Origin of the sequence: Deinococcus ficus, assembly GCF_003444775.1 — a bacterium.
GTDB classification, from domain to species: domain Bacteria; phylum Deinococcota; class Deinococci; order Deinococcales; family Deinococcaceae; genus Deinococcus; species Deinococcus ficus.
Genome location: NZ_CP021084.1, coordinates 226,406 through 241,968, shown reverse-complemented (window position 1 = coordinate 241,968; position 15,563 = coordinate 226,406). Strand labels below are relative to the sequence as shown.

22 protein-coding genes are annotated in these 15,563 nt (G+C 68.8%); 7 read left to right on the top strand and 15 right to left on the bottom strand.

Going from position 1 to position 15,563, the window contains the following annotated elements; translation table 11 throughout:
• Positions 1-3: 3 nt before the first annotated feature.
• Positions 4-468 carry a hypothetical protein gene (locus DFI_RS19545; RefSeq protein WP_027462830.1) on the bottom strand — a complete coding sequence of 155 codons (465 nt, stop codon included), beginning with the start codon at positions 466-468 and terminating at the stop codon, positions 4-6.
• A gap of 211 nt (positions 469-679) precedes the next feature.
• Here DFI_RS19545 and DFI_RS19540 point away from each other — a divergent pair, with 211 nt between their 5' ends.
• The gene (locus DFI_RS19540) at positions 680-1,285 is read left to right on the top strand and encodes a suppressor of fused domain protein (protein ID WP_027462829.1); all 606 of its coding nucleotides are present in this window, start codon (positions 680-682) and stop codon (positions 1,283-1,285) included.
• Between the two features lie 145 nt (positions 1,286-1,430).
• On the opposite strand, the gene DFI_RS19535 is transcribed toward DFI_RS19540, so the two are convergent.
• From DFI_RS19535 to DFI_RS19510, 6 genes are all read right to left on the bottom strand, one after another.
• Complete coding sequence (locus DFI_RS19535) at positions 1,431-2,030, bottom strand: hypothetical protein (RefSeq protein ID WP_027462828.1); 600 nt, start codon at positions 2,028-2,030, stop codon at positions 1,431-1,433.
• Positions 2,027-2,542: a hypothetical protein gene (locus DFI_RS19530; RefSeq protein WP_027462827.1), complete on the bottom strand. Its 516-nt coding sequence runs from the start codon at positions 2,540-2,542 to the stop codon at positions 2,027-2,029. Before DFI_RS19530 ends, DFI_RS19535 begins: the two co-directional genes overlap by 4 nt.
• Positions 2,539-2,856: a DUF4031 domain-containing protein gene (locus tag DFI_RS19525; protein WP_051307721.1), complete on the bottom strand. Its 318-nt coding sequence runs from the start codon at positions 2,854-2,856 to the stop codon at positions 2,539-2,541. Before DFI_RS19525 ends, DFI_RS19530 begins: the two co-directional genes overlap by 4 nt.
• A complete protein-coding gene (locus DFI_RS19520; RefSeq protein WP_027462826.1) occupies positions 2,853-3,314 on the bottom strand; it encodes a hypothetical protein in 462 nt (153 codons plus the stop codon). The genes DFI_RS19525 and DFI_RS19520 overlap by 4 nt, the downstream gene beginning before the upstream one ends.
• On the bottom strand, positions 3,311-3,952 hold the full coding sequence (locus tag DFI_RS19515; protein ID WP_027462825.1) for a hypothetical protein: 642 nt from the start codon (positions 3,950-3,952) through the stop codon (positions 3,311-3,313). Before DFI_RS19515 ends, DFI_RS19520 begins: the two co-directional genes overlap by 4 nt.
• A 67-nt stretch (positions 3,953-4,019) precedes the next feature.
• Positions 4,020-4,310: a hypothetical protein gene (locus DFI_RS19510; RefSeq protein WP_027462824.1), complete on the bottom strand. Its 291-nt coding sequence runs from the start codon at positions 4,308-4,310 to the stop codon at positions 4,020-4,022.
• Between the two features lie 524 nt (positions 4,311-4,834).
• Here DFI_RS19510 and DFI_RS19505 point away from each other — a divergent pair.
• Complete coding sequence (locus tag DFI_RS19505) at positions 4,835-5,206, top strand: hypothetical protein (protein WP_027462823.1); 372 nt, start codon at positions 4,835-4,837, stop codon at positions 5,204-5,206.
• 181 nt (positions 5,207-5,387) lie between these two features.
• Positions 5,388-5,765, top strand: a complete 378-nt coding sequence (locus tag DFI_RS19500) for a hypothetical protein (protein ID WP_027462822.1) — start codon at positions 5,388-5,390, stop codon at positions 5,763-5,765.
• Between the two features lie 298 nt (positions 5,766-6,063).
• On the opposite strand, the gene DFI_RS19495 is transcribed toward DFI_RS19500, so the two are convergent.
• Positions 6,064-6,456 (bottom strand): response regulator, encoded by a 393-nt coding sequence (locus DFI_RS19495; RefSeq protein ID WP_051307719.1) that lies wholly within the window; start codon positions 6,454-6,456, stop codon positions 6,064-6,066.
• Positions 6,457-6,627: 171 nt separating this feature from the next.
• Between DFI_RS19495 and DFI_RS19490 the strand changes: the two genes are divergently transcribed.
• Both DFI_RS19490 and DFI_RS19485 read left to right on the top strand, forming a co-directional pair.
• Positions 6,628-7,155 carry a GNAT family N-acetyltransferase gene (locus DFI_RS19490; RefSeq protein ID WP_043777903.1) on the top strand — a complete coding sequence of 176 codons (528 nt, stop codon included), beginning with the start codon at positions 6,628-6,630 and terminating at the stop codon, positions 7,153-7,155.
• A gap of 71 nt (positions 7,156-7,226) precedes the next feature.
• Positions 7,227-7,640 (top strand): GNAT family N-acetyltransferase, encoded by a 414-nt coding sequence (locus DFI_RS19485; protein WP_244940418.1) that lies wholly within the window; start codon positions 7,227-7,229, stop codon positions 7,638-7,640.
• A 114-nt stretch (positions 7,641-7,754) separates the two neighbouring features.
• On the opposite strand, the gene DFI_RS19480 is transcribed toward DFI_RS19485, so the two are convergent.
• A complete protein-coding gene (locus DFI_RS19480) occupies positions 7,755-8,036 on the bottom strand; it encodes a hypothetical protein (protein WP_027462819.1) in 282 nt (93 codons plus the stop codon).
• Positions 8,037-8,146: 110 nt separating this feature from the next.
• On the opposite strand from DFI_RS19480, the gene DFI_RS19475 reads away from it, so the two are divergent.
• Positions 8,147-8,338 carry a hypothetical protein gene (locus tag DFI_RS19475; protein WP_027462818.1) on the top strand — a complete coding sequence of 64 codons (192 nt, stop codon included), beginning with the start codon at positions 8,147-8,149 and terminating at the stop codon, positions 8,336-8,338.
• A 118-nt stretch (positions 8,339-8,456) separates the two neighbouring features.
• Here the strand turns inward: DFI_RS19475 and DFI_RS20475 are convergent, their stop codons facing one another.
• The 4 genes from DFI_RS20475 to DFI_RS19455 form a co-directional block, all read right to left on the bottom strand.
• Positions 8,457-8,612, bottom strand: a complete 156-nt coding sequence (locus DFI_RS20475; protein WP_162899092.1) for a hypothetical protein — start codon at positions 8,610-8,612, stop codon at positions 8,457-8,459.
• A 530-nt stretch (positions 8,613-9,142) separates the two neighbouring features.
• Positions 9,143-9,595 (bottom strand): hypothetical protein, encoded by a 453-nt coding sequence (locus tag DFI_RS19465; protein WP_118376059.1) that lies wholly within the window; start codon positions 9,593-9,595, stop codon positions 9,143-9,145.
• Between the two features lie 72 nt (positions 9,596-9,667).
• Positions 9,668-10,966: a S41 family peptidase gene (locus DFI_RS19460; protein WP_027462815.1), complete on the bottom strand. Its 1,299-nt coding sequence runs from the start codon at positions 10,964-10,966 to the stop codon at positions 9,668-9,670.
• Between the two features lie 159 nt (positions 10,967-11,125).
• Positions 11,126-11,731 (bottom strand): hypothetical protein, encoded by a 606-nt coding sequence (locus DFI_RS19455; protein WP_027462814.1) that lies wholly within the window; start codon positions 11,729-11,731, stop codon positions 11,126-11,128.
• 89 nt (positions 11,732-11,820) lie between these two features.
• Here DFI_RS19455 and DFI_RS19450 point away from each other — a divergent pair, with 89 nt between their 5' ends.
• A complete protein-coding gene (locus DFI_RS19450) occupies positions 11,821-12,006 on the top strand; it encodes a hypothetical protein (protein ID WP_027462813.1) in 186 nt (61 codons plus the stop codon).
• A 45-nt stretch (positions 12,007-12,051) separates the two neighbouring features.
• Here DFI_RS19450 and DFI_RS19445 read toward each other — a convergent pair whose 3' ends face one another.
• Positions 12,052-12,657 (bottom strand): hypothetical protein, encoded by a 606-nt coding sequence (locus tag DFI_RS19445; RefSeq protein ID WP_118376058.1) that lies wholly within the window; start codon positions 12,655-12,657, stop codon positions 12,052-12,054.
• 106 nt (positions 12,658-12,763) lie between these two features.
• On the bottom strand, positions 12,764-15,520 hold the full coding sequence (gene recQ, locus DFI_RS19440) for a DNA helicase RecQ (RefSeq protein ID WP_027462811.1): 2,757 nt from the start codon (positions 15,518-15,520) through the stop codon (positions 12,764-12,766).
• Positions 15,521-15,563 lie beyond the last annotated feature (43 nt).

The following is a 15,563-nucleotide window of genomic DNA, read 5'->3' as shown; positions in this document are numbered from 1 at the left end:
GATTTACCCGCACTTGCCGTAGCTGACGCGTTTCCCGGCGACGAACAGTTCGCTGTGGACCTTGTGCAGGCCGTTGAACACGTAGGCCGCCCGGACGATCTTGCGAGTTCCGGTGATCTTGAGTGTCAGGCTGGAGACGCAATTGCCGCCGGTCGCGCGAATCTCGAGCTGGCCTTTGGGAACCTCGCCCTTCCACCCGCCCCATCCGGTGGCGGGGAGGGAGGCCGTGCGCTGGATCACCGGGCCGCCCCCGTCCGGCCGGAGGGTCAGCGTCAGCATGAGTGGCATGCTCCGGCCGCCGGTGGGCCTCACGTTGTACACGATTTCCAGCGGTGAGGTCGGGCCCGTGTAGGTGGAGGGCACCAGGGGAGCGAAATACCCCAGCCGGACCCGCTTTTCCGTGACCGGGAGGGCAGAACCCTGGGCCAGCAGGCCACAGGCAAGGAAAGCCGTCAGGACCGGGCGCATGCCCTCACTGTAGGGAAGATCGTGCGTGCCCGCTTCCTCAGGGAGAGCGAGACAAAGCCACGCGCCGCCCTGACAGGGAGGCATCCGGGAGAGGGGCCGCGCCCCTCCCCTCGTTCAAGCCCTGCCTTCCGGCGTGGGACGACTACCATGGTGACCAGGAACGCGATGCGATTTGCCCGAGACCCCATCATGCCCGGCGCCCAGAGGCCGCATGCCTGACCTGGACGCCCTCCTGGCCGTGCGTGACCGGATGGACCGCTGGCTCGGGCCACCCACGACCCTCGTCACGTCCACGGTCTCGATTCACCCGGAGGCGACGCCGTTCGCCTGCGCCACCTACGTTCAGGACTCCGCGTTCAGCGTGTCTGTCGGGGCGTCCGTCGGCCGCATCCCGCACAGCGAGCACCGCTACCGGGATGCCCGGGGCATGCGGCACGAGTACCTCATCGCGCACCCGCCAGATCACCCTGGGATTCCCGACACGCTCAGACGCCTGGCGCTGTACCCCTTCGTCGAGCAGGCGTTCGTGTTTTCCGGCGCTCACCTGCACATTCCTGGCGCCCCGGGACTGCTGGAGGCGGAACCGGCCTGCCTGTTCTATCTGACCGATCCGTTCGAGCATGATGACCGGCTGTACACCGCTCAGCCTCATGGTCAGATCGACCATCCGAACTTCAAGATTCAGGTTCTGTGGGCCATGCCGATCTACCGGAGTGAGTTTCGTTACCTGCAGCGGCATGGCTACGAACAGTTTGAAGAGGAGTATCTGAACCCCGCCGCGGATTACGCCTCGCCGACGCGGGCGCCGCTGGTGTAGCGCAGGGAGATTTGACAGCCACGGGTCACCGCCGGTGGGTGGGAAGGAGCACAGCCGCCTGGTGCGTACCGTCACAGCAATCGGAACGAACCGCATGGGTCGGTGAGCGCGGTGCTGAGGACCGTCCTGGCCCGCGCTCCCCTCCTCAGTAGGGTTTCAGCCGGCCGTGCTTGAGGTGCCCGCTGTCGCTGGCCCACCCGGCGTGGGCCTGGTCGGGGTCGAGTTCGTAGGCGCGGATGCGCAGGGCGCGGCTGTGCTCGGAGAGGCGGGCGGTGAGGGCGCCGAGGGCGTCACCGTACAGGCGGATTTCGGCTTCCTCGCTGAGGAGCTGTGAGGCGGCGCGGGCGAGGTCGTGCGCCGTGGTGGGGAGTTCCCGTTCGCCTTCGCCGGTGACGGTGAAGCAGCCCTCGTCGAGCAGGTTCGCCAACGGCGCGTGCACCAGATCGGCGGTGAGGCCCGGGAGCCGGTTCAGAGGCAGGGTGAGGGTGAGCGTCACCCCGTTATGAAGGTGCGTCGGTTCGCAGGGGTCCTGGTCGTGTCCAAGCACGGCCGCTCTGACCGCCTGGGCAGCGGTTTGCATGGCCTGGAGCGCGTCGTGGTGCGTGAAGCTCGCTCCGTGCCCGTCCTTCACAGCCTGCTCGACGGTGCGCAGGCGCGTCCAGGCGTCCCCGAAGGCTTCCAAGGCGGCCTGTTCCACGGGGGTCAGGAGGGTGGGCGTGGTCGTGGGGTCGCTGGAGTCGGTCATAGGTGAACTTCCGGATCCCGGCCGGCAGGGCCGGGTGAAAGCTGGTCTGGACCGGCCGGCAGGGAAAGGCGGGTGATGGCCACTTCCACGATGAGCAAGTGCAGTGTCAGAGTGCGTCCGTCGACGATGGCGGTGTGCCGCGGCATGTACTGGATGGGGTGCGCGGTGAGGGCGGGCCACCACCGGCCGGCGATCATCCAGCGGCCGCGGTGGATCCCGAATGTGCGGGGCACCTCGGCCCAGCGGGCGAGGAACCACTCCGGGGAGCGGTGCGTGCGCGTCTGGCCGCGCTGGTGGGTGCGGTTGCGGTGAAGGGTGCTGATCACGATCACCAGCGGCCAGAAGGCGAGCATGGTGAGCAGCAAGGCCAGCGTCAATAGACCGGTGGCCAGTCCCAGCAGCGCCTCCTTGACCTCCGTGCCGGCGTCGGAGGTGGCGGCGAGCAGCACCAGGAGCCCCGCACCCCAGTACCACAGGGGGATGAAGCCGAGGGCGTCCACGAGGCCGCTCACGACCGGCCCGGCAGCCCTGAGGGTGTGAGGGCGGTCCCCGCGGCCGCGAGGTGTCTCGCGCGGTCCATGGCCTTCACCTCCACGGCGCCGGCCCGGACGGCCGCGGCGCGCTTTCCGGGCGTCAGGTCGTAGTGGCAGTGGTGCAGCAGGTGACTGGATTGGAACCAGGAGCGTTTCAGGCCGATCTTGGCGGCCATCGCGTGCAGCTCGTCGAGCGTGTCGGCGGTCAGGTGGCACCACCGCTGATTGACGCGGCCGACGTGCCCGCCGACCGCGCCCTGGTAATCCTTAATTTCGTCGACGTAGACGGTCATGGCGTTCCTTTCAGGGCGGTGCGGGCGGTCTGAAGGACAGGCAGCAGGCGCAGGGGACGCCAGGTGCGTCTCAGCTGGTGCTCCACGGCGTCGAGTTCGCCCTGGAGGGGGTGGCGGCCGCTCATGTCCGGCTGGGTCATGCGGTCGAGGATCTGCCCGCGTTCGAAGACGAGTTCGAGAACCGGAAGGGCGTCGTCCAGGGCGACGCGGTGGGCGTCACGCTCGGTGAGGAGCACGCCCATTTCCGTGTGGTAGCTGCGCAGGCTGTGGTGCAACACCTCGATGATCTCCAGCAGGTCGGCCTGGTCCCCGCCAGCGGCCCGGGCCTTCAATGCCTTGTCGCTGTTGAGGAGGCGCTCGACGTTGGGGAGGGCGCCGCCGGGCCGCTTGGCCTCGATGGCCTTCCATTCGGTTTCGATCTGCTCGGCGGATTTGGAAGTGAGCGCGGGGGTCGTCATGACCGGCCCTTGTGCGGGTCGTTCAGGAGGGGGAGGACGCCGCGGGTGGTGTCGTCGAGGGTGGTGATGAGGAGGCCGAGGATCCCCGAAGCGGCATTGCGGTTGCGCAGGGTGGACCCTTCGATCTGGTCGCGGGCGTTCCGGGCTTCGAGGCTCAGGCGGGCCAAGGCGCCGTCATTCAACAGCCCGTCCCGCAACTCGAACTGGGTGCGGTAGTTCTCGCCGTGGGCGAACGGGCACCCCAGTTCGTTGTGTTCGTCCTCGCAGGCCTTGCTGCAGACCCATTCGCCGTCGTACATCTGCGCGGTGCGGTGCTCGTTGGCCTGGGACCAGGGTTTGCCGCAGTTGGCGCAGGGGGTCATGGTCTGGTCGCTGGGTTCGCCGGCTTGCGCGTCGGTCACCTCCACGGGCAGGAGGGGGCGGCCTTCGAGCAGGGTGAAGGCGTGGGCTTTGAGGGTGGCGAAGCGTGTGAGTTCCTGGGCGTGGTCGGGGGCGTCGTCGGCCTCGTTGGCGAGCAGGGCCTCCAGGCGTGCTCCGGAGTGTTGGAGGCGGGCGGCAAGGTCGGTCTGGCCGAGGGTGTGGAGGGCGGTGAGGAGGCCGGGCAGGTCGTGCCAGGCGGGCAGGGGGGTGGTGGTCATGGGGGGTCCTCCGGGGTGGTGCTGGGGCCTTCGGGGACCACGGGAGGGGTGAGGGGTTCTCTGTCCCTCAGGACTGCTCCTTCATGAATTTCTGGACTTGTTTGATGAAGCTGGGGGGCTTGGGTGTGATGGGGGGGTGGCTGTAGGTCTGGGGGTGGCAGGTGCCGCCGGTAAGTTGTTTGCTGAGGGGGGCGCGGCGGGCTTCGAGTTTGCCGGGGTAGTGGACGTTGAGGTGGAGGTGGCCTTTGGCGTCGGCGGGGCCGATGAGGGTGGCGGGGTGTTCGGTGTGGGTGTCGGGGTCGATGTAGTGGAGACTCTCGCCGAGGGTCATGCCGGTGGGGTAGGGGGTGGGGTACATGCGGGGCTCCTGGGGTGGGGTGGTGGGGGCTGGCCTGTGGCCAGCGTAGGGGGCGCGTGGGTGGTTGCGGGTGGTGGGTTTTGGGGTGGTCTGCGGCCTATGCTTTTCTATTCACGCAGGAATGTACCTACCATCAATCCATCCATCCCCCTTCCACCGCCTCTCCCTTCCTCTGCGCCACTGATTCCCTGGTGCGAGATTCCAGGTGCGACTGTCCCTGGTGACCCACCACGCTCCAGCCCGAGCAGCAGCATGAGGGGAATGGCTGGTGCCTCATTTCCTCGGTGGATGCGCAGCCAGCTCCCATCAGGTGACAGTGACGCCGGGACGCCCACGTTCCGCTCCTCAGCGATTTGCCCGCCGGCTCCTGTCACTTCTTCGGGGCTGCACTCTGAGGGACAGGTGATCGTGTCCTGGTCTTCCCCACGCCCCGGCCCATGCTTTGGGTCACGGCACGCCTCCAGCTCAAGCCCCTACTGCTGAACTCCGGCAACCCAGCTGAACCGGGTCTCGTACCGTGGAGTATGTTCCTCTCCGCTTACCAGTCCCGGGTGGAAAGCCGCGGTGCGGCTTTCGGCCTCATGATCCTGCAGGGCATCGGGACCGGCCTGGCCGGTGCGGCGGTGGGAGCCGGGTATGGCCTGTGGCGGCACGGTCCGGAGATGAGTGATCTTCTGAAGGGTGTGGATCTGGTGGGCATGATCCTGTGCCTGCTCTCCGCATATTTGATGTACGGCGCGTACCTGACGAACAAGGTTGAGGTCGGCGCGTACGCCCGACTGGGCCAGCATCAGCACGTCCGCATGACGAGCATGCCGATTCGCCTGCCGGTAACGGTGCTCCTGGGTGGGATGATCTGCCAGGGCATCGTCCTGGCGCTGTACGGACTGAAGTAGGACCCTGATTGAATCTGGGGATTCCGATGACTTCTGCTCCGTTTCACCGGCTTGGGCTCCTGCCAGCGCACGGGGAAAGGCCCTTGAGGACGTTCACACGCCCGAATACATCACTGGACTGACTCGCAAGGAAAATGACATGGCACCTTCCCAACCCAGTCCACGAACCAAGCTTGTCCTCATGGCCACCCTCCTCCTCGGCATTCCCGCACTGATCCTGACGACGCGCCCATCCCCGCCAGCCAGAACTGCCGCGCAGAGCCCGGCTGCATCGAACTACCCGAGGTCCGCTCTGCCGGGGTACGAGGTGCTCGAACACCAGCCTGGTCTCGGGGCGGGCCGGGTCGGGATGCGCATCGCCATCCTCACTCCGGACGCCGATCAGGCAGGCGTCCGGGACCTGTTGCGTGCACTCCTTGGCGAGCAGACGGGCTTCGTGTACGTCTACGAGGACGCCGATGCACTGGAACGCGACGAGTGGATGGCGCGGATCGTCCGGACGGCCGCTGGTGAGGGAGCGGAGGCTGAGTTCACCGGTTGGCCTGAGGGGCGCAGCTGAATGAAGGAAATGGAGTGCTGCGGCTGGTGCCTGGTCGGAGGAACGCGGAGGTGGGGTGGTTTCCCGTGCTGAAGCGCCGGCATAAGCAGGGGAAAAGAGGGGATGCAGAGGAGGAAGATGGGGAGGAGGAGCATGGTGAAGGAGCGGGAAAGGCCAGGAGAGGGGAAGAGGGACAGGTGGGGGGACAGGGGAAGGCAGGAGGAAGGGGAGGGAAGAAGAGAGGGTAGGTACATTCCCGCGTGAATAGAGAGACCTTCCCCGCTGAATGACACACACGCACTCCAAGACCTCCAAGGAGTTAGCGCTCGAGCACCTGGATCATGGCCTTCAACACCCCAACCAGGGCGCCGGTGGAGTTGGGCTTCACAAAGTACCCGTCAGCGCCGACAGCCGCGGCGCGCACCCGGTCCTCCTCGGCGCCTGAAGTGGTGAACACCAGCACCGGCAACGTCCCCCAGGCAGGGCAGGCGCGCACGGCGAGGATCAGGTCGAACCCGTCCCGGCCCGGCATGTTCAGGTCCGTGATCACCGCGTCCGGAGTCACCTCACCCCGCCTCAGCGCCCCCAGGAACGCATCCGCATCCAGGAAGTGCCGACCATCCGCCGAGAGCCCCAGCTCGTCCAGTGCCTCCTCGAGAAGGACATGGTCCGCCTCGTTGTCATCCACAAACGAGAGTCTGAGGGCCGCCATCGTCCAACCCTAGTCCACGGCCATACCCAGGCGTCCGTCAATCACTGGCAAACGCCCCCATTCGGGGGAGCAGGGCATGGGGGACGACCCCTCCCCATGCGCCGTAGCAGTGGACCATGCCAGGGGCAGGTGCCGCCTGATTCCCGTGCCTCTTGAGGCACACTGGCCCGGATGCCCACCCTCACCCTCCGCCCCCGCCAGCCTGACGACCTTGCCGTCCTCTGGCAGTGGACCCGCGCCACCCCCAGCCCGGAATGGCAACAGTGGGACGGCCCGTACTTCACGAACAAACCCAGTCCCATCCCCTTCAATGACTACGTGCAGGAAGTGCAGGCCCGTCCCCCGCAACCTCACAGCCGCATCATTGCCCTGGACGGCCAGTGCATCGGGCAGGTCACGCGCTCCGAGGAAGCCCCCGCTGGAGGCGGCTGGTGGGAACTGGGCATCGTGATCTACGACCCGGCCCACTGGGGCGGCGGCCTCGGCCGTGAAGCCCTGAGGCAGTGGACCGACACGACCTTCGCGGAAACGGACGCCCACGTCCTCACACTGACCACCTGGAGTGGCAACGAGCGCATGATCCGCGCTGCCGAGAGGGTGGGGTACCGGGAATGCGGCCGCGTCCCCGAAGCTCGCGCGTGGCAGGGCCAGCGGTGGGACAGCGTCCGCCTCGCCCGGCTCCGTCACGGGGAGCCGTGACCAGATCGATGCCGAAGGAAGCGCCGCTCGCTCCCCGTTTCGTTCGGCGGGCCACGTCAGCCGATGGTGCGGTGATCGCCAGGCACCGGTACCCGGAACTGGACGCCGACCATGAGGCCGGGACTGCGTACGCCGCCTGGGTGACCCGGGCGATGGACCAGGACCTGTACCTGGGGTGGGTGGCTGAATCGGCAGGGGAGGTGGTCGGCGGGGCGGGGCTGATGCTGCTCGAGTGGGGCCCCACCCGCAACGACCCGAGCCCGTGGCGGGGCCGGATCGTCAACGTCTACACGGCCCCGGCCGTCCGGCGGCAGGGCATCGCCCGCCTGCTCCTGGCACACGCGCTCCAGGAGGCCCGGCAGCGCGGCCTGCACACCCTGAGCCTGGGGACGACGGAGCAGGCCCGCGGCCTGTACGAGCAGGCGGGCTTCCGGCCATCTGGAAGTGAACTGGTAAGGCGCACCCCGGCACTCACCTCGGATTAGAAAAAGCCGCACTCGGCGGCTTTGATAGGAAACAGGATACCGCCCTATGCAGGATCCGCCCAGGACATGCACCACAGTTGAGGGCGGCGTGCGGGGCCGGGCATTCCACCTGAGTCACTCGGAGGAGCCGGACGGTCCGCGCAGGCCCATCAGGTCCAGTTCCCACAGAAACTGCTCGCAGAGCGCGTCGTCCAGGACATGAATCGATGCCAGCGGGCCGGCCTCCTCCAGAGTGTCACAGGTCCACGCCTGCACGCTCCCTTCCGGCGACACCACCTGCAGGCGCACCAGGCCGTTCATCAGAATGTCGAGGCGCACCCCAGCCCCCTCACCCGCCGGCGAGGGCACGTTCACGAGGGCCCGCCGAACGTCCCTGCGGTCGCTGAGGTCAGTCATGTATGGTCCCAGCCTACCGCCGCCCTGGCCCGCGCCCACCACGGCTTCGTCAACCCTGACCACCTTGCACGCCACGCCCGGCACAGGCCATCCTGAAGCGGGAGGCTGCCGTGACCCAACTGCTCCGTGACCTGCTCACCGACCCAGAACTCCTCCAGCTCACCCTCCAGCCCCGCCCCGCCACCGAACACGAAACGCAGGAATGGTGCCCGGAATGCGAGCAGTACGTCCCGGAACTGATCTACGACATCTGCCTGAACTGCCTCGACGACCAGGACTCCGACGACCCCGAAACCCTGTAACGCTCACCAGGCGCAAGGCCGTCCCCTCGGAGGCCAGGGCAACCAGGAACGAGCTGCAGGGGCGCACCGCGCCCCGTCCGCAGGAACGAACAAGGCCGCACTCGGCGGCCTGGTGAGGTCAGGAGGGGCCGGGACGGTGCGGTCCGACGTACCCCGTCTCAGGCGGGGCGTGCTCCATCTCCGTCATGGCCCGGTTGATGCGGTCCTGTCTCCGGGCGAAGAAAAAACCAATCAGCAGAATCGGGCCGAACACGCCGAGCATCATCCAGAACATGGGTGGCCTCCTGAAGGCAGGGGACGTCGGGCCGGTCACGCCCGCTTCAGCCCTGAGGGGACGCGCCGCCCACCACCGGGCGCGGTGGGCGCGAAACGCGCCCCGGACCCCGGCGGTAGAACCACACCAGGCCCGCGATCGTCGCTACAGCCATCGCCACGGATGCCCCCAGCTGACCGTACCGGTGCCCCGCGGTCGCCGGACGGCACGTGGGTTGCGCCTCCCGCGTGCACCGCACCGTCACCTGCTCCCCTACCTGAGGCAGTCTGGCTTTGTCGCCGCTGTACGTCTTCGTCACCTCAATCCGTCCAGACGGGCCGTCGACCAGCAGCAGGGGGGAGCCCCGGCCCTTCTTGCCCGGCACGATACGCGTCACCGTTGCCTGAGCCTCATACGACGGCAGGGACAACAGGCGAATCTCCTGCACCAGGGTCAGGACCGCTGCCAGCAGGAAGAAGGGCAGGACCAGCGGAAGAAACGACCAGTTCCATGCCGACCCGGCCGGCGCCCGGGCACCGGGCCGCACGGGTTCAGGCCCGGGCAAAGTCGTCCGCCGCCAGTTGCAGGTGATGCGTGTACGAGCAGGACAACACGAACAGGATCGGCGTGACGTACGCGACGATTGCGCTCAGCGGCAGCGTCCCCACCATGCCGTACACCAGACCGGTCAGGAACAGCGGCGTGATCCACGCGGTCAGGCGCCGGGCCCGCAGGAGGCCGGCCTCCGGTCCGCGCTCGGCGACCTTCCGCCGCGCATGGGACCGGGCGAGGTTCATGCCCAGGCCGAGCAGCACCATCGCCAGCGTCACAAGATCCATGGCCGTGTTGAGCGTCGAGCCCCCGTGACCGGCCACCGCCTGCGCCGTATCAGGCAATGAATAACGCAGCAGGACGACGGCAAGCACCAGCGCAGCGACCGGGTGCGGCACCGCGGCCCGCCACCTGGGCACGGCCGGGTCGATGATCGGAGAAGGGGAGGTCATGCTGCTCCCTGATATGCATGGACGTCCCGGAAAGTTGCCGGCAGGAATGGTGAAGCGCCTCCGGGGTGAGCGTCAGGGACGCTTGCGTTCCCAGCCGGCCGGCCACTGACCGGTGGCGTTCGCCACCTTCAGGTCCGCCAGGGCGCGGTCGAGCAGGGTGTCCACGCCCGTGCTCCCCAGGGTGACGAGGTCGTCGGTGAGCGGCACGTCGGGCGTCACGAACGCTGGGAAAAGCTGCCCGGCGGGCGTCCACACCTGCATGGCGGCGACCTGCACGCCCTGCTGCGGCAGGGCGTGCACCCCGGAGTTCCCGGCGCCGCGGGTGCGTTCGCCGTACACCCGCACCCGCTTCCCGGCCTGGCGGGCGAGGGTGGTGAACATCTCCGCGCAGGAGGCAGAGCGGGCGTTGACGAGCACGGCCACGTGGCCGGTGTACGTCAGGTCCGGCAGGACGCGCACGGTGTTCCAGCCGCCTCCGGTGAGGAAGGGGGTGCGCAGTTCACCCCGGACGGCCTTCAGGCGTTCATCCAGTACGCCGGGGCCGCGCATGACCACCTCGACCTCGCCGGCGATCAGGCTCGCGGCGAGCATGCAGTGTTCGAGTCGCCCGCCGCGGTTTTCCCGCAGGTCGATCACGAGACCCGGCGCGCCCTGGCCGGTCAGGTCGCCGATCAGCCGGCCGTATTCCTTGACGCCTGCTTGGAAGGACGGGTAGGTGACGACCGGGACGTCCTGCTCCCAGCGGAGGGTGGGGCTGGAGATGGGGGCCGCCTCCGGCCGGGGCTGAACGGTCACGTCCGTGACGCCCCCGTCCCGGCGCACCGTCAGCGTCACCGGGCCGGACGCCGCCTGGAAGGCGCTCCGGGCGTCCTTGACGATGGTGCCGTTCACGCGCAGCACTTCGTCGCCGCGCAGCAGGACCGTCCCGACCCGGGGGAAGGCGCCGCGGGCGTCACTGACCCGCACGGTGAGGCGCGGCCCTTCCTGGACGTCCACCAGTCTCAGGCCGTACAAGGCGGTGTGGTCGTCCTCGATGATCCTGGTGTGGCCCTCTTGCAGGCTGGACACCAGCGGCCGGAGCAGGTTCAGGGTGAGGCTTTCCGGGCAGGTGCCGCTGCGCTTCAGTTCGTCCTGGCACTGCGTGATCATCTGGAGGCGCAGGGCGCTCAGGCGCGCTTCGAGGTCCGGCGGGCGGGGCCCGGCGTAGGTGCCGAGAAGTTGCGCTTCAGTGGCGATCCAGGCCAGTCCGGCGGGCGTCATCAGCACCTCGCTGGGGATGTCCTGCGCCGCGGCGGGCATGGTCAGTGCGAGCGCGGCGCTCAACGCGAGCAGTGGCCGGGACAGGGTCGTCCAGTGGAGCGGGTGCCGCATCCGGTCTCCTTCGGGGCCAGTGGAGGGGGAACGCGGAGTGAGGCCGGCCGGGAGGGTCATGCCCCCGGGTACGGTCTCGGCGCGGCGCGGGTTCCAGGGCACGCCCAGACACGGGGCTGACCGGCCCGCACTGCCCAGGCAGCCGGCGTGCCGCGAACGTCAGGCCTGAACGCGCGCTTCACCGATCACGTCGACGTTCAGTTCCTCCAGCCCATACAGGGCACCCAGGCGCCGCTGGGCCTCGCGCTCCACGCTGCGCCGGCTGCCGAACCGCCCTTCCGCTTCCACGTCCAGGAGCAGCACCGGGAGGTGCGCCAGGGCCTTGAGCAGCGTGGCGAATGGCGCTTCTTGCAAGAGCACGTCACTCAGCCGCGCGTACACCCCAGGCGTGCCGTCCTGGCTCACGAGCGGCAGGTTCTTGAGCTCCCGAACGAGCGCGGCCGTCTCCGCCCGGGGGTGCTGCAGGTCCCCTTCGTACATCACCTGACGCCACATGTTCACGAGGTTCAGGCGGGTGGTCGTGGGCACCTGGCGGCGCTTCAGGCACAACCAGACGCTGCCGTCCTCACGGGACTCCACCGTCAGGTCGTAGCGACCCTGCGCGAAGTCGGCGACGTGCTTTTGCACCACCACGGTCGAAGCCATGCCCAGCGCCACCAGCAGGTCACGCATGGTCCCTGGGGTGACCTCCGGCAGGTGACCCTGGACATCCGGCGCACTTCGCCCTGCCAGTCGCGTCATCAGGTTCAGCACGAGGTGATCCATGCTCCAGCGTAGGCGGATGGTGGGTGCTCCATTGGAGTTTCCCCCTCAGATCAGGAGGAACGCGGACGCTTGCCGTGGTGTACTGACGCATGCTCACCCCGTACGTTCGTCACGTTGGAGGCTTCGCTCTGGGCTGGACGCTCGTGAGCGTGTTGTGCGCCGCCGTCACCGGCACCCTGTCCCCGGACCGGCCCTTCGACTGGGCCCTGCTGGCGGTCGGCACGGCCGTGGCCTCGCTGGTCTTCGCCGTCCGCCCGCCGGCCGGTCGTCCCTGAACGACCGGCCCCAGCGCGGCCTCCGCCCTCACGGCCGTGCACCTCTCAGTGATCCCCCTGAGCGCTAAGGCTTTTCATCAGGCCTTTGATCACCGCGCGCCCAGGCCGGCTCTCGGTGGTGTACGAGTACGTGTGGTATGGCTCCTCCGGCGAGATCGTCAGGTGCGCGTGCGCCTTGAAGCACTCCCCGCCGCGCGTGAACACCACGTCGCACGTCACGATCGTGCAGTCCCCCAGCGTCGACTGGTGCGTACTCGTGTTCGCCGTCCACCAGCCGAGGCCCTTGTCGCCGTCCTCGTGGTACTGCGGGGTGAGCATCGGCGCGGCGTCCAGGTCCCCCTCGATCCGCGGCGCGCGCAGCCGCAGGGGGTGCAGGGCGTGGATGGCCAGGTGCACCGCTCCGCTCGACAGCGTCGCCCACTGCCCCTGCAGCTCGACTTCCAGTTCGCCCAGGTGCTGGCGGACGTTCAGGATGGTGTGGTACCGGTCCGACCAGGTCGACCCCAGCGTCACCAGGCGGCCCACCCCATCCTTCATGGCCACGGCCGCGTTCAGGCCCGGCACGCGGTACACCTGGCCGTCCTGGGGGTCTTCCGGCAGCAGGTTCAGAGGCGCGAGCAGGGTGGGGTTGAAGTTCTCGAAAATGGTCATGGCACTCTCCTGCAAACAGTACACGCCCGTCTGGGCGTCCACGCATTCTGCGGTGCGTCCGGGTGGACGGCAGAGGGCATGGAGGTTCAGGCAGGTGGAGCGCGGGCTACCCGTGGGTGGGGTCCGGGCGCGTCCAGCGGACGGTCAGCGTCGTCACGCCGTTGTGCTCGTCGAGCTGGACTCCAGGATGGTCCCGGCCGGAAAGGTCGAGCGCTGCCCGGCCGGCACGCAGGTCACGGGCGAGCGCTTCCAGCAGGGCGGGGAGGTCAACGTCCGCGGTGGCAGATCCCGGAAGGGCACCTGCCGGACCGGCCTGCGCCGGCGCGGCCTCAGGGGGGGCCGGGGTCTCCGGGGTGGGTGCCAGGGCTCCCCTGGAGGGCGCAGGGGCGTCCAGCGCGGACGCGATCGCCTTCAGGATGTGGTCCCCGTACGCCTGGATGCGCTTCGGGCCCAGGCCCGGGGTGCCCTCCAGGTCGGCCGCGGTGCGGGGCCGGCGCTGGGCGAGGGCTTCCAGGGTCGCGTTCGGGAAGATCAGGTACGCGGCGTACCCGGTCTCCCGTGCCAGGGCCCGCCGGACTTCCGACAGTGCCGTGGTGACCGCCGCAGAGGTGAGGGCGTCGTTGCTGGCCTCTGGCAGGGGCGCCGGGTCTGGCCGTGGCGCAGCTGGAAGGGCAGGCGCGGGGCGTCCTTCGTCCTCCATAGGCAGGGATACCGCGCTCACCCGTGCAGGCCCGGCGTCCGCCTGGAGGGGCCCTGAGTCAGACCCCATCACCATGGTGTCTGGTTCAGATGCGGGCGTCTCCCTCGGTTCACGGGCCTCGGGTGACCGCTGCTCGTCCCCGCGGTCCACTGGCCCCTGACCGGGCGGGTCGGCGGGCGGAACGGCGCCGGGTCCCGGCACGCCCACACTCACTGGAGGCACAGGGCTCTGCAACCCCGAGGTGGCCAGGGGCCCTGACCCCAAGCTGGTACGACTCCCGACTGGCCCTCTGCTCACCGTCAAACCGAGGTCCTGCGCGGTGACCGTGCCCCGGGGGCGCGTCTTGTCCTCGTGCACGCCGGAGCGGACCACCTGCAGGACGGCCGTGCCGTACTCCGCGAGGCGGCGCTCCCCGATCCCACTGATCTTCCCGAGGGCCGGGAGTGTAGTGGGCCTCTGCTCGGCAATCGCCTTCAGGGTCGCATCCCCGAAGATCGTGTACGGCGGAACGTTCAATTGCGTGGCCCGCTCAGCCCGCCACAGGCGCAGGGCGAGGAACAGCGAGCGATCCTCAGGCGTCAGGGTGTGCTGCTGGGCCTGCGCCTTCTCCCGGGCGCGCTTGGACACGCGGGGAATGAGGGTGTCCTCCCGCAGCAGGAGCGGCCGTTCGCCTTTCAGCACGTACTTGGCCTTGGCGGTCACCATCAGGCCCTGGTACGGCCCGGCCGTCAGGTACCCCAGGCTCACCAGCTGCCGCAGCACGCTCCGCCACACCCTCGCGTCATGGTCCTTTCCGATCCCGAAGGTGGGCAGGGTGCGGTGCCGCCGGTTCTTGTCATTCTCCTTGCCCAGGAGGATGTCGACCAGGTACGCCCCGCCGTACCGGCCTCCCGTCCGGACGGCTGCTGAGAGGGCCATCTGCGCCTCCCGCGTCATGTCCCGCACGACCGGGGGGTTCAGACACACGTCGCAGTTCCCGCACGGCCCGGCCGTCGTCTCCCCGAAGTACGCGAGGAGGACCTCGCGGCGGCAGGTCGCCGTCTCGCAGTACGTGAGCAGGGCGTCGAGTTTCGCGGCTTCGATGCGTTTGATGTCCGGGGGCGCGTCACTGTCTGCGAGCATGCGCCGGACGTTCACCACGTCCGCCAGGCCGTACACCATCCACGCGGTGCTGGGCAGCCCGTCCCGGCCGGCGCGGCCGGTTTCCTGGTAGTACCCTTCCATGCTCTTGGGCAGGTCCAGGTGCGCCACGAACCGCACGTTCGGCTTGTCGATCCCCATCCCGAACGCCACCGTCGCCACGACGATGATGCCCTCTTCCTTCAGAAACCGCTCCTGCGCGCGGCTGCGCTCCTGCTGCGAGAGGCCCGCATGGTACGCCACCACCTCCAGGCCCTCCATCTTCAGCCACTGGGCAGTGTCCTCCACGCTCTTACGGCTCAGGCAGTACACCACCCCCGCGTCCCCCGGATGCTCGGACCGGATGAAGTCCAGCAGCTGCTGGCGGGGTTGTTCCTTCGTCGTGACGCGGTACTGGATGTTCGGCCGGTCGAAGCTCGACAGGAACTCCGGCGCCCCGGTCAGCCCCAGGACGCGGCGGATGTCGGCGCGGGTGCGGTCGTCCGCAGTGGCGGTCAGCGCCATGCGGGGCACCTGCGGGAACTGCTGTTCGAGGACGCTCAGCTGCTGGTACTCCGGGCGGAAGTCGTGGCCCCACTGAGACACGCAATGCGCTTCGTCCACCGCGAACAGGGCGATCTCCGACTGGCGCAGCAGGTCGAGCGTCCGGGGCAGGAGGAGGCGTTCCGGGGCGATGTACAGCAGGTCCAGGCGGCCGTCCTGCAGGGCCTGCTCGACGGCGCGGGCGGCAGAAGCAGTCAGGGTGGAGTTCAGGTAGGCCGCGCGGACGCCGAGCTGGCGGAGGGTGTCCACCTGGTCTTTCATCAGGGCGATCAGGGGGGAGACGACGATGCCGGTCCCGGGCCTGAGGAGGCTGGGAACCTGGTAGCACAGGCTCTTTCCGCCACCGGTGGGCATGAGCACGAGGGCGTGGCTGCCCCCGGCGACCGTCTGGACGATGTCACCCTGATTGCCGCGGAATTGAGGGTACCCCCAGACGCGCTGGAGGACCGTCAACGCTTGGGGAAGGACGCCGGCCGTCATCTCATTCAGTGTAGTGCGTTCTGCCCTGGGCAGAATCCCTAAC

What these genes read in the sequence shown, in the direction of transcription:
- DFI_RS19510 (WP_027462824.1), bottom strand. Translation starts at nt 4,310, where the DNA reads ATGTACCCCACCCCCTACCCCACCGGCATGACCCTCGGCGAGAGTCTC.
- DFI_RS19520 (WP_027462826.1), bottom strand. Translation starts at nt 3,314, where the DNA reads ATGACGACCCCCGCGCTCACTTCCAAATCCGCCGAGCAGATCGAAACC.
- DFI_RS19500 (WP_027462822.1), top strand. Translation starts at nt 5,388, where the DNA reads ATGGCCACCCTCCTCCTCGGCATTCCCGCACTGATCCTGACGACGCGC.
- DFI_RS19545 (WP_027462830.1), bottom strand. Translation starts at nt 468, where the DNA reads ATGCGCCCGGTCCTGACGGCTTTCCTTGCCTGTGGCCTGCTGGCCCAG.
- DFI_RS19525 (WP_051307721.1), bottom strand. Translation starts at nt 2,856, where the DNA reads ATGACCGTCTACGTCGACGAAATTAAGGATTACCAGGGCGCGGTCGGC.
- DFI_RS19445 (WP_118376058.1), bottom strand. Translation starts at nt 12,657, where the DNA reads ATGACCATTTTCGAGAACTTCAACCCCACCCTGCTCGCGCCTCTGAAC.
- DFI_RS19460 (WP_027462815.1), bottom strand. Translation starts at nt 10,966, where the DNA reads ATGCGGCACCCGCTCCACTGGACGACCCTGTCCCGGCCACTGCTCGCG.
- DFI_RS20475 (WP_162899092.1), bottom strand. Translation starts at nt 8,612, where the DNA reads ATGTTCTGGATGATGCTCGGCGTGTTCGGCCCGATTCTGCTGATTGGT.
- DFI_RS19515 (WP_027462825.1), bottom strand. Translation starts at nt 3,952, where the DNA reads ATGACCACCACCCCCCTGCCCGCCTGGCACGACCTGCCCGGCCTCCTC.
- DFI_RS19480 (WP_027462819.1), bottom strand. Translation starts at nt 8,036, where the DNA reads ATGACTGACCTCAGCGACCGCAGGGACGTTCGGCGGGCCCTCGTGAAC.
- DFI_RS19465 (WP_118376059.1), bottom strand. Translation starts at nt 9,595, where the DNA reads ATGACCTCCCCTTCTCCGATCATCGACCCGGCCGTGCCCAGGTGGCGG.
- DFI_RS19455 (WP_027462814.1), bottom strand. Translation starts at nt 11,731, where the DNA reads ATGGATCACCTCGTGCTGAACCTGATGACGCGACTGGCAGGGCGAAGT.
- recQ (WP_027462811.1), bottom strand. Translation starts at nt 15,520, where the DNA reads ATGACGGCCGGCGTCCTTCCCCAAGCGTTGACGGTCCTCCAGCGCGTC.
- DFI_RS19495 (WP_051307719.1), bottom strand. Translation starts at nt 6,456, where the DNA reads ATGGCGGCCCTCAGACTCTCGTTTGTGGATGACAACGAGGCGGACCAT.
- DFI_RS19535 (WP_027462828.1), bottom strand. Translation starts at nt 2,030, where the DNA reads ATGACCGACTCCAGCGACCCCACGACCACGCCCACCCTCCTGACCCCC.
- DFI_RS19540 (WP_027462829.1), top strand. Translation starts at nt 680, where the DNA reads ATGCCTGACCTGGACGCCCTCCTGGCCGTGCGTGACCGGATGGACCGC.
- DFI_RS19505 (WP_027462823.1), top strand. Translation starts at nt 4,835, where the DNA reads ATGTTCCTCTCCGCTTACCAGTCCCGGGTGGAAAGCCGCGGTGCGGCT.
- DFI_RS19490 (WP_043777903.1), top strand. Translation starts at nt 6,628, where the DNA reads ATGCCCACCCTCACCCTCCGCCCCCGCCAGCCTGACGACCTTGCCGTC.
- DFI_RS19450 (WP_027462813.1), top strand. Translation starts at nt 11,821, where the DNA reads ATGCTCACCCCGTACGTTCGTCACGTTGGAGGCTTCGCTCTGGGCTGG.